The organism is Streptomyces sp. DH37 (genome assembly GCF_029813835.1).
GTDB lineage: Bacteria > Actinomycetota > Actinomycetes > Streptomycetales > Streptomycetaceae > Streptomyces.
The window spans coordinates 1-587 of the sequence record NZ_JARVKV010000158.1; the positions used below are offsets into that span (position 1 = coordinate 1).

At 71.4% G+C, this 587-nt stretch carries 1 pseudogene; it reads right to left on the minus strand.

The annotated features are described in order from the left end of the window. Nucleotides 1-587 (minus strand): annotated as a pseudogene (locus QC029_RS30465) (cholesterol oxidase); the annotation flags it as partial.

Here is a 587-nt window from a genome sequence, read left to right on the forward strand (position 1 = left end):
GGTGGTGACCCGGAAGCCGCCGGCGGGGTCCTCGGTCACCTCCGTCACCGTGGTCATCGGGTGGACGACCGCGCCCGCCTTCTCGGCGAGGTGGAGGTAGTTCTCGGTGAGGGCGTTCTTGGCGCCGTGCCGGCAACCCGTCATGCACGAGCCGCATCCCAGGCAGGCCGTCCGGGCGGGGCCCGCGCCGCCGAAGTAGGGATCGGGGGCCTCCTGACCGGGTGCGGTCACCGGCGCCTTCCCGTCGGCGTCCTTCCCGTCGCCGAAGAAGACGCCCACCGGTGTCAGCCGGAAGGTGTCGCCCACGCCCATCCTCCGGGCGACGTTCTCCAGGTAGGTGTCGGCCTCGGTCCTGGTGGGGTTGGTGCGCACGCCCAGCATCCGCTTCGCCTGGTCGTAGTACGGCCTGAGCTCCTCCTGCCAGTCGGTGATGCGACCCCACTGGCGGTCGGTGAAGAACGCGGGCGGCGGCACGTAGAGGGTGTTGGCGTAGTTCAGCGAGCCGCCGCCCACCCCGGCGCCCGCCAGGATCATCACGTTCCTCAGCAGATGGATGCGCTGGATGCCGTACAGGCCCAGCGCCGGGG